The sequence below is a fragment of the Kitasatospora sp. MBT63 genome, from assembly GCF_000710465.2.
In the GTDB taxonomy this organism is placed as follows: Bacteria; Actinomycetota; Actinomycetes; order Streptomycetales; family Streptomycetaceae; genus Kitasatospora.
Genome location: NZ_JAIZ01000583.1, coordinates 18,207 through 28,198 on the forward strand (window position 1 = coordinate 18,207; position 9,992 = coordinate 28,198).

11 protein-coding genes are annotated in these 9,992 nt (G+C 73.9%); 6 read left to right on the plus strand and 5 right to left on the minus strand.

From position 1 onward, the window contains the following. Positions 1 to 844: ALF repeat-containing protein (locus AA75_RS30800; RefSeq protein WP_149038474.1), on the minus strand; the 844-nt coding region annotated here is incomplete at its 3' end. A gap of 167 nt (positions 845 to 1,011) precedes the next feature. Further along, entirely contained in the window at positions 1,012 to 2,670 is a 1,659-nt protein-coding gene (locus AA75_RS30805; RefSeq protein ID WP_033823594.1) for an FAD-dependent monooxygenase, read from the minus strand. A 230-nt stretch (positions 2,671 to 2,900) separates the two neighbouring features. Between AA75_RS30805 and AA75_RS30810 the strand changes: the two genes are divergently transcribed. After that, entirely contained in the window at positions 2,901 to 3,503 is a 603-nt protein-coding gene (locus tag AA75_RS30810) for a CGNR zinc finger domain-containing protein (RefSeq protein WP_051813810.1), read from the plus strand. 115 nt (positions 3,504 to 3,618) lie between these two features. On the opposite strand, the gene AA75_RS30815 is transcribed toward AA75_RS30810, so the two are convergent. Next, on the minus strand, positions 3,619 to 3,822 hold the full coding sequence (locus AA75_RS30815; protein WP_033823595.1) for a cold-shock protein: 204 nt from the start codon (positions 3,820 to 3,822) through the stop codon (positions 3,619 to 3,621). Positions 3,823 to 4,195: 373 nt separating this feature from the next. Between AA75_RS30815 and AA75_RS30820 the strand changes: the two genes are divergently transcribed. Further along, positions 4,196 to 4,423, plus strand: a complete 228-nt coding sequence (locus AA75_RS30820; protein ID WP_033823596.1) for a hypothetical protein — start codon at positions 4,196 to 4,198, stop codon at positions 4,421 to 4,423. 131 nt (positions 4,424 to 4,554) lie between these two features. Here the strand turns inward: AA75_RS30820 and AA75_RS30825 are convergent, their stop codons facing one another. Further along, the gene (locus AA75_RS30825; protein WP_033823597.1) at positions 4,555 to 5,592 is read right to left on the minus strand and encodes a glycosyltransferase family 2 protein; all 1,038 of its coding nucleotides are present in this window, start codon (positions 5,590 to 5,592) and stop codon (positions 4,555 to 4,557) included. Between the two features lie 467 nt (positions 5,593 to 6,059). On the opposite strand from AA75_RS30825, the gene AA75_RS30830 reads away from it, so the two are divergent. Further along, entirely contained in the window at positions 6,060 to 7,436 is a 1,377-nt protein-coding gene (locus tag AA75_RS30830) for an FAD-binding oxidoreductase (RefSeq protein WP_033823598.1), read from the plus strand. Positions 7,437 to 7,512: 76 nt separating this feature from the next. Here AA75_RS30830 and AA75_RS30835 read toward each other — a convergent pair whose 3' ends face one another. Next, positions 7,513 to 8,259, minus strand: coding sequence for a helix-turn-helix domain-containing protein (locus AA75_RS30835; RefSeq protein ID WP_199520453.1), 747 nt, complete (start codon positions 8,257 to 8,259; stop codon positions 7,513 to 7,515). Here AA75_RS30835 and AA75_RS30840 point away from each other — a divergent pair. The 3 genes from AA75_RS30840 to AA75_RS52590 form a co-directional block, all read left to right on the plus strand. Continuing rightward, positions 8,258 to 8,803 (plus strand): PaaI family thioesterase, encoded by a 546-nt coding sequence (locus tag AA75_RS30840; protein ID WP_033823599.1) that lies wholly within the window; start codon positions 8,258 to 8,260, stop codon positions 8,801 to 8,803. The two genes, AA75_RS30835 and AA75_RS30840, sit on opposite strands and share 2 nt — an antisense overlap. Before the next feature lie 149 nt (positions 8,804 to 8,952). Further along, on the plus strand, positions 8,953 to 9,624 hold the full coding sequence (locus AA75_RS30845) for a hypothetical protein (RefSeq protein ID WP_033823600.1): 672 nt from the start codon (positions 8,953 to 8,955) through the stop codon (positions 9,622 to 9,624). A 151-nt stretch (positions 9,625 to 9,775) separates the two neighbouring features. Continuing rightward, positions 9,776 to 9,992, plus strand: a 217-nt coding sequence (locus AA75_RS52590) for a hypothetical protein (RefSeq protein WP_233289272.1), incomplete at its 3' end; no start/stop codon positions are given.

Here is a 9,992-nt window from a genome sequence, read left to right on the forward strand (position 1 = left end):
TGGTGCCCGGCTGGGCGGAGCCGGAGGTGCCACGGGCGGCCTCCGCCGCAGCCTTGTCCGCGGCGCGGGCCGTGAACTGGCCCTCCTTCAGGAAGTGTTCGACGTCGGCGGCCGAGCCCGCGAGCGCCTTCTGCGCGGCCTCCCGCACCACCGGCCCGCTGTTCGGGTCGTCGAGGATCCGCTGCACCTCGGCGCGGTTCTCGTCCTCCGCCCGGGCCACGTACTGGCCGGTCTTCAGGAACGCGCGAACGTCCTCGATGCTGCCGTCCAACGCCGCTCCGGCGGCCTTGCGCACCGCCGGGCCACCGGCCGACATGATCTGGCTGAGCCGGAGCCGGTCGTCGTCCTCCGCGGCGCGCTTCTCGTCCTCCGCCCGGGCGACGTACTGGCCGGTCTTCAGGAACGCGCGGAGCGCCTCGACGTCGTCCGAGTCGACGAGAGCCCTGCACTGCTTCTTGAGCACCGGGCCTGCGGCGTTCATGATCCGGGCGATCGCGATCCGCGCGTCGTCCCGGCGGATCCCGTCCACCTCCACGGCCAGGAAGTGCGCCCGGTCGGCCGGGGTGCCGGCCAGGGCCGCGGCCGCGTGCTCGCGCAGGTAGGCGCTCGGGTCCGTGAGCAGGTAGTCGTTCGGGTAAACGAGCAGCTTCTCGATGGCGGCCCGGTTCGCCTCGTCCGTCTTCGCCTCGTCCGCCTTCGTCTCGGCCGCCTTGGTCTCGGCCGGGTCGGTCTGCTCGTGCCCCGCCGGGGCGGTGTCGGCGAACGCCGGGGCGGCGCCCATGGCGACGGGTGCGGCGGCGGTCGCCAGGAAAACGGCAGCGGCGAGCGAACGACGAATCTTCAACAGTCCCCCGGGATACGAATACGTACGAGCCCCGCTGCGGGCTTCGCGGCGGTCGGCCGGGTGATCGTACATCAACGACATCGCCCACACGCGAACACATTTCCGTCACGACCTGACGCTCCCGCAGTCGCCGGATCTGCCGCCCACCAGCGGCGGCTGTTGCTGCCTCAGGCGCCCGGGATTCCGAGGATGTTCCGGAGCACGGCCGTGAGGTGGCCCGTGTCGGCGGGCGCCGGGCCGGTGGCCCGCCAGGCGAGGTGGCCGTCGGGGCGGACCAGGACCGCGCCGCTGCCGGGGATGCCGCAGCGGGCCGCCCAGCTGCCGGGTTCGCTCTCGTTCCTGTCGCCGCCCGTGACCGTCCGGGCCGTGACGGGGAGCCCGGCGGCCGCCGCGTGCTCGGCCTGCCGTCGCCAGGCCGGGGCCTCGGCCGGGGTGAGCAGGGTGAAGCCGTGGCCTGCCAGGTCCAGGGTGGAGGTGATCCCGTCGGCGCCCGTCAGCCGTACGTGCGGGGCGCGTTCCCCGGGGGCGGCGTCCGGGCCGAGGCCGGCGGGGTCCAGCGGAGACCGGCCGGCAGAGGCGTGGTCGGCCGCGCCCGGGTCGGGGAGGACCGCGGTGGAACGGTAGGCGGCGGTGAGCAGGAGCTCGTCGTCGATGCGGTAGCCCGCGCGGGCCCTGGCATTGGCCTGCGACAGGTCGATGACCTGCCGGGCGAGTGGGCGGCGCTCGGCCTCGTAGGTGTCCAGCAGCGCGTCGGCGGCGCGGCCCGCGGTGACGGCGGCGAGCTTCCAGGCGAGGTTGTCGGCGTCACCGATCCCGGTGTTCATCCCGTGCCCGCCGGTCGGCGGCACCACGTGCGCCGCGTCGCCGGCCAGCAGCACCCGTGAGCGGCGGTACCCGGCGGCCAGCCGCGCATCCATCCGCCAGGCCATGGTGTCCCGGACCGTGACCTCCAGGTCCGGGATGCCGGCGGCCGCCCGGACCAGCGCGACCAGCCGGGAGGTCCGGTCCCGGCCGGCCGCCGGCTCACCGGGATCCCCGCCGGGATTCCCGGCGGGATCCCCGCCGGGACCCCCGTCGATGTCCCCGGCCGAGGGGTCGAAGGGGTGCTGGTAGATCCAGTGCCGGTCGTTGTCGACCGCCATGAAGCCGCCGCGCCCGGGCGCGGTGAGGAAGTACGAGGCGCTGGCGCGGTCCGCCACCACCGGACCGAGCGGCGCCTCGAACCGGATGCTGAGGTAGTGGCCGAGGCCCGTGGGTCCCTCCATGGCGATGCCCGCGCCGGTACGGACGGTGCTGGACGCCCCGTCGCAGCCGATCAGCCAGTGGGCCCGTACGGTCTGCCGACGGCCGGTGGCACGGTCCTCCAGAACGGCGTGGACGGCGCCGTCCCGCTCGGTGAAGGACTCCAGCCGGGTGCCGAACCGTACGGCCGGCCCTGCGAGCCGGCGGGCCCGGTCGGCCAGGACGCGCTCCAGGGCGTCCTGGGAGCAGATCAGGCCGGGCGCGGGCGTGGGCTCCCGGCCGTCCTGCGCCGGTACGGGAACGCCGGTGCGGACGAACTCCGGGTCGACCAGGTCGCGGCCGCGGTAGAAGAAGACCTGGGAGGCCGGGAGCCCCGCCTGCCGGACGGCGTCCTCCAGGCCGCAGCGCCGGAGGATCTCCATCGAACGGGCCGAGACGCCACGGGCCTTGGGATGACGGGAGGTACCCGGGCGCGCCTCGGCCAGCAGGTGGTCCACGCCGTACTCGGACAGCAGGACCGACAGGGTCAGGCCGACCGGGCCGCCGCCCACGATCAGTACCGGCGTCGTCGTCGGGACACGCATGGCTCTCCCCAGGGCCCGGCCACCCCCGCAGGACGTACGGCCCCGGGGCACGGCGAGTGGGACGGCACGCCCCCAGGGCGTAACGCCAACTTATGTGATTAGACGTTACCATTGGGTCGGGCTCACCCTTCGGGCCCGGCCGCGCACCGGATTTCGGACCGTTGATCCCGAAAATCGGACACCGGCCGCCGGCCACCGACCCAACGCGACAGAACACGGAGGACCAGGCCATGGCTGCGGAACTCGGCGACAACAATCCCCGCGGGCTCCACTTCATCGCCGACCTGGCCAACACCGTCCAGGACGATCCCGGCGCGGGCCCGGCCGCTCTCCAGGCCCTCGTCGAACGCCACGGCGGCCCGCCGTTCACGCTCACCGACGCCGACGCGGACGAGCTCAGGCGGGCCACCGCCCACCTGGTCCGCATCCTGGCCACCACCGACGAGGACACGGCCGCGGGGCTGATCAACGACCTGCTCGACCGCTACCCCGCCCGCCCCACGCTGGTCCGCCTCCCGGGGCGCCCGTGGTCCCTGCACTCCCGGGCACCCCGGGAGGCCGGCCTGACGCACTGGCTGCTGTCGACCGCCGCCCTGGCCCTCGGCCTGTGGCTCGGCGAACGCGGCGGCTGCGCCTGGGGGAGCTGCGCCGCGCCCGACTGCGAGCACTGGTTCTTCGACACCGGCCGCCGTACGCCCCAGCGCTACTGCTCCCCCCGCTGCGCGACCCGCGTCCGGGTGGCCGCCCACCGCACCCAGCGCACACCCGCGGCACACCCGGCCCACGGCACCCCGGGCCAGGCCGCGCCGCACGGACCCGGCGGGCGCCCATGAGAGAGCCCCGCGGGGCCCGGCGGGGGCCCGGCGGGGCCGGAAACGCCGAGAGGCCCGCACCGCGCGGACGCGGTGCGGGCCTCGGCTGTCGGCAGTGTGCGCCGGGCAGCGAATGTCAGAGCGGGCGAATGTTCTCCGCCTGCGGGCCCTTCTGGCCCTGCGTGACGTCGAACTCGACCTTCTGGCCCTCGAGCAGCTCACGGAAGCCGCTGGCGTTGATGTTCGAGTAGTGGGCGAACACGTCCGGGCCGCCACCCTCCTGCTCGATGAAGCCGAAGCCCTTTTCCGAGTTGAACCACTTCACGGTGCCAGTAGCCATAAAAAAATCTCCTTCAATGGGCAGTCCGAAACTCACAGCTCGCGAGCTCCGCGTCGCCGCCATGATGACCCGCCCGGGAGAAAAAACCGGGAAACAAAATGCGCCTGCGGTCACAACCAGCAGGCGCACACAAAGTTCATGGGAACCAAAACTGCAACTAGCACGACTGTAGCAGGGTCCGAGCCGAAACGGGGGATTTCCTCACGCCGACTTTCCGGGGCCGCCACCGGGCCCTCCGTGGGCCGTCCGCGCCGGGTGGTGATCAACTCGCGGGCGGGCGAGGGCGGCACGGACCGCCGCCGGGGCCGTGTGATTCAGAAATTTGAGGTCCCGGATCACCCCCGTACATCGGATCAGGCGCATACTGGCATCGATGACGAATTCAGCCGCGCCCCGGCGCCACCTTCCCACCAGCCCCTTCCGTACCGCGGCCCCACCGCCGCCCAAGCGATTCGCCGTTGGTGACCGTGTGACGCATGACGAGTACGGCCTCGGCCGGACCATCAGCGTCGAGGGCAACGGCGAGATCGCGGTCCTTGTCGACTTCGGCTCCCGGCAGGAGCGGATCACCTCACCCTTCACCAAGCTCTTCCTGCTGTGACCTGCGCACAGCTGACTTCCCGGCAGGTGCCCCCGGGTCGGTGACCACCGGCCCGGGCACGGGCACGCCCCCGTCCGCGCGGGCGTGCGCCGTCGACGCGGGGGGCGCCTCTGCGGCCCCGCCCGCCCCCTTCAGGCCGTGGCGCGGCGCAGCCGGGGGCGGCGGCGGGCCAGCCGGTGGAGGCGCTGCAGCAGCACGAACTCCAGCATCCGGTTGGCCAGCGTGAGGCGGTACTTGACCCGCAGTTGGGCGCCGAGGCGGCCGATCTGCTCCGGGCCGATCGCGTGCAGCAGACGGCTGACGTGCTGCTGGTAGGCCTCGCGGAACGGCCGGGCGCCGTCCGGGACGGACCAGAAGAACATCGGGATCTCCTCGGCGAGGCTGTTGGCGTCGTAGGAGCTCAGGTAGTCGCGGAACTCGGGTTCGGGGCGGGCGAGCAGCCACTCGCGGACCAGCTCCATCGAGCGGACCCGGTCGATCACCCCGCGGGGGTCGGTCTTCTGCTGGGTGATGGACGCGTCGGATCCTTCGCGCACCCGCCAGTGGTAGATCGGCTCGGAGAGCACGTCCACGCTCTTGGCGAGGTAGTGGTGCGGCACGCTGACCGGGGCGTCCTCGTACAGGATGCCCTCGGGGTAGAGGATGCCGGCGCCGTCGAAGAAGGACCGCCGGTACACCTTGTTCCACGCCGTGCGGTCGGTGACCAGGGACGGGATCTCGGTCACGTGGGTGCGCAGCCGGGTCTCCCCGAACGGCTTGCGGTGGGCGTGGGACGGGTAGTAGCCGGAGGCGTCGCGGAAGCGCAGCGCGTTGCCGGCGGCGAAGTCGGAGCCGGTCCGGTCCAGGGTCTCGATCATCAGCTGGTAGGCGCTGGGCGGCAGGGTGTCGTCGCTGTCCACGAAGGCCAGGTACTGGGCGCCCGGGTCGGCGTGCCGCCAGCCGGTGTTGCGGGCGGCACCGAGTCCGCGGTTCTCCTGGCGGACCAGCCGGAAGCGGGGGTCCTCGGCGGCGTAGGCGGTGGCGATGGCCGCGCTGCCGTCGGGGGAACCGTCGTCGACCATCACGCACTCGAAGTCGGTGAAGGTCTGGGCGGCGATCGAGTCGAGGCACTCCTTCAGGTAGGGCTCGACGTTGTAGATCGGGACGACGACGGACAGGCGGGGTGCCATTGGCTGCGCAGCCTTTCGATCAAGGGCCTACTCCCAGCCCGGGAGCGGTCACCGGGGGTGATCGCGCACCAGTCTCGGGGGCCGATGCGGCCGTTGTGCTAACGCCGGATGTCGCCCGGGGTTCCGGCTCCCGACCGGCCGGTTCCGGACCGCCCGGCGGGTCGTGCGCGTCGGATCCGCGGGAGGCGTACGGCGGCTCGGTGGCCGCACGGTTGCCCGAACTCGCGGGGGCGGGTGCGGCGTTGGCCGTGGACCGGTCGGGCTGCCGTGCGGCGGGCGGGGCGGCGGCGCATGCTGGAAGGTGCGGGCGGCTCACGCGGCGCCCAAGCTCGCGGTGCCCGCCCTCGCGCATCCGGCCCGGGCCCGAGGGGCACGGGCGAGTGGTGGGCTGCGGTCACGGAGGGCGACCGGTGGGGGCGCGACGCGTCGATCCGGGTGCCGGGCCGGTCCGCAGCAAGGAGAGCGTGATGGACACGGCAACCTACGAATCGCTGCGGGGCACCCTGCGCGGCCCGGTCACCGGACCGGGCGACCCGGGGTACGACGAGGCTCGCAAGATCTACAACGCGATGATCGACCGGAGGCCGGCCGCCATCGTGCCGTGCGCGGACGCGGCCGATGTGATGTCGGCGGTCGGATTCGGCCGGGACAACGGCCTGGCCGTCGCGGTGCGCGGCGGTGGCCACAGCGGCGGCGGGCTGTGCCTGGTCGACGACGGGATGATCATCGATCTGGCGGCGATGCGCGGGGTGCGGGTGGATCCGGTGGCCGCCACGGCGCAGGTCGCCGGCGGCGCGCTGATCGGCGAACTCGACCACGCCGCGGACGGTTTCGGGCTCGGGGTGCCGGCCGGCATCATCTCGACCACCGGGGTGGGCGGCCTGACCCTCGGCGGTGGCCACGGCCACCTCACCCGCCGCTACGGCCTGACCATCGATAGCCTGCTGTCGGCCGATGTGGTGCTCGCCGACGGCAGCTTCGTGACCGCGGACGAGAGCCACCATCCGGACCTGTTCTGGGCGCTGCGCGGTGGCGGCGGCAACTTCGGGGTGGTCACCTCCTTCACCTTCCGGCTGCACCCGGTCGGCACGGTGGGGCTGGGGGTCACGGTCTGGCCGGTCGAGCACACGCCCGAGGTGCTGCGCTGGTACCGCGAGTTCCTCCCGCACCAGCCCGACGAGCTGAGCGGCTTCTTCGCGGCGCTGGTGATCCCGCCCGGGCCGCCGTTCCCCGAGGAGATCCACGGCCGCAAGATGGCGGGCGTGGTGTGGTGCTGGACCGGCGACCTGGACGGCCTCGACGCGGCCCTGGCGCCGGTGGCCGACGCCGGCCCGCCGGCCTTCCACTTCGCGACGCCGATCCCCTACCCGGCGCTGCAGAGCACCTTCGACCCGCTGCTCCCGCCGGGACTGCAGTGGTACTGGCGCGGGGACTTCTTCGACCGGATCACCGACGAGGCGATCGAGGTGCACGCCAAGTACGCGGCCGCCATCCCGACCGGCCTGTCGACCATGCACCTGTACCCGGTCGACGGCGCGGCCCACCGGGTCGGCCGGGACGACACCGCGTGGAGCTACCGGGACGCGGTGTGGTCCGGGGTGTTCGGCGGCATCGACCCGGATCCCGCCAACGCCGGCGTGATCCGGGACTGGTGCGTCGGCTACTGGGAGGAGCTGCACCCGTACTCGATGGGCGGGGCGTACGTGAACTTCATGATGGACGAGGGCGAGGACCGGGTCCGCGCGACCTACCGCGACCACTACGACCGGCTGGCCCGGGTGAAGGGGACGTACGACCCGGACAACCTGTTCCGCGCCAACCAGAACATCGCCCCGGCGCGCTGAGGCCGCCCGGGTGGGGCCGCCCAGCCGCGGCCGCCCACCTGCGGCCGCCCACCTGCGGCCGCTCGCCCGAGGCCGCTCAGCCGGCGCCGGGGGCGAAGACGTACCCGCGGAACCAGGTCGGGAAGGCCCGGCGCAGCTCGCTCGGGCCCTCCAGCCGGGCCGCGCCGCTCTTCAGCAGCCGGTCCCAGCTCAGCTCGCCCATCCACCAGCCGGTGAAGGCCGCCAGTTCGGCCTCGACCCGCAGTGCGACCGGCCGGCCGAGGTCGTCCGCGCACAGGGTGACGCCGCCCGGGGCGGTGTGCAGGAAGAAGCGGTCCGGCGTGGCGTCGGGGAAGTGCAGCTCGACCAGGGTCGGCCGGCCGGGCAACCGGTCGTGGTGGACCCGGCGGTGCATGTCCCAGCCGAGCACCCGGGCGTCGAGGTGGTCGGGCCGCAGGGCGGTGCGGTCCCAGGTAGTGGCCCAGCCGCCGAGTTCGGCGACCACGCCGCGCAGGGCCCGGCCGGCCTCGGTGAGCCGGTAACCGCCGGTGGCCGGACGCTCGACCAGCCCGGCCCCCTCCAGGGTCCGCAGCCGGGCGGAGAGCATGGTGCGGGAGATCTGCGGGAGTCCGGCCCGGAGTTCGGAGAAGCGGGTCGAGCCGAGCAGCAGTTCGCGGACCACCAGCAGCGTCCAGCGCTCGCCGAGCACCTCCAGGGCCCGGGCCACCGCGCAGAACTGGCCGTAGCCTCGGGGGTTGCCGTCCATGCGGGCCAGGGTACCGCCGCCGCAGGTACGGATTCCGTACTTGAGCGGGCCGCGGCCGGCGGGCAGGTTGGGTGCCATGACCACCGATCTTCGGGCCGCCGCCCGTACCGCCGACGGCATCCGCACCCGGACCCACCACTGGACGCCCGCCCCGCCGGCCGCCTCGTACACCGGCCTGTCGGGCGAGCAGGTGCTGCGGGCCATCGTCGCGGGCGAGATCCCGGCACCGCCGATCGCGAGCACCCTGGGGTTCCGGCTCGCCGAGGTCGGCCCCGGCAGCGCCGTCTTCGAGGGCACCACCGGCGAGCACCTCTACAACCCGCTCGGCAGCGTCCACGGCGGCTACCTCGCCACCCTGCTGGACTCCGCGCTCGGGTGCGCCGTGATGAGCCTGCTGCCGGCCGGCACCGGCTACACCACCACCCAGCTCAACGTGCACCTGGTCCGCCCGGTGTTCGCCGACACCGGGCTGCTGCGCTGCGAGGCGCTGGCGCTGCACGTGGGCCGGACGGTGGCGACCGCCGAGGCCCGGGTGACCGGCGTGGCCGACGGCCGGCTGTACGCCCACGGCACCACCACCTGCGCCGTGCTGCCGCCCCGCCCGGCCCCCGCCGCGCCCTAGGACCTGCCTCCGGCCGGTCACGAATCGGCCAAGTCCGCGAGAAGGCCCGGCGACCGGCGTAAGTTCTCGCTCCCCCGGGGCACGGCGGGCCGGCACCGGTCCCGCCTGCCCCCGGGCAGCGACGGACTCCTCCGGAAGGCGGCCCACCCATGTCCCGTCCCAGCCACGTCGTCCTGACCAAGACCGCACCCGCCGTCTCTCTCACCAAGCGCGGAGTCACCTCCGGGCTGATCCGGGTCAACCTCAACTGGACCTCCCCGCGGGCGGCCGCCCTCGCCACCGCCAAGGAGGCCAAGGGCCTGCTGCACCGCATCCGGGCCGGCCTGCGGGCCGGCGCGTCGCCGGACATCGATCTCGACCTGGGCTGCATGGTCAAGTTCACCGACGGCCGCCGCACGGTGGTCCAGGCGCTCGGCGACTCCTTCGGCGCGGTCGACCGGTTCCCGTACGTGGCGCTGGACGGCGACGACCGTACCGGCGCCGTCGCCACCGGCGAGAACCTGACGATCAACCTCGACCACCAGGGCGGCTTCGCCAAGCTGCTGCTCTTCGTCTACATCTACGAGGGAGCCGGCGACTTCCGCGGGCTGGACGCGGTGGTGACCCTCGCCTCCGACCGCGGCGACCACATCGAGGTCCGGCTGGACGACTGCCCGCCCAGGGCCCACGCCTGCGCCATCGCCCTGCTGCAGCGGCAGAAGGGGGAGCTGGTGGTCAGCCGCGAGGTGCGCTGGTTCACGCCCGCGGACGGGCCGGGGATCCAGGACGTGATCTCCCGGGCGTACCGGTTCGGGATGAAGTGGACGCCCGCCCGCAAGTAGCCCCCGGCCGTCCCGCGCCCCGCCCCGGCTGTCCCGCGCCCCCGCCCCGGCCGCCTCACCGCCCTCTCCCGTGGTTCTGTGACACTTGAGGCGTTGAAAAACCGAGGTGCGCCCCGCCCGTGCCTCCCTGCAACCTAGAGGGATGCCCCCCGTGAGTTCTCCCGTATCCCAGCCCGCCGATGCAGCCACCATCGGAGCGCTGGCCGCCCGGCTGCCCGAGCTGATGCTCCGCGACCAGCAGCGGATCGGCCGGCGGCTGGACGGCACCCGCCGGGTCCGCAGCCCCGAAGCCCGCCTCAAGATCGCCGAGGAGCTGGCCGCCGACGTCGCCAAGGCCGAGCTGCGGGTGGCGCAGCGGCGGGGGGGCG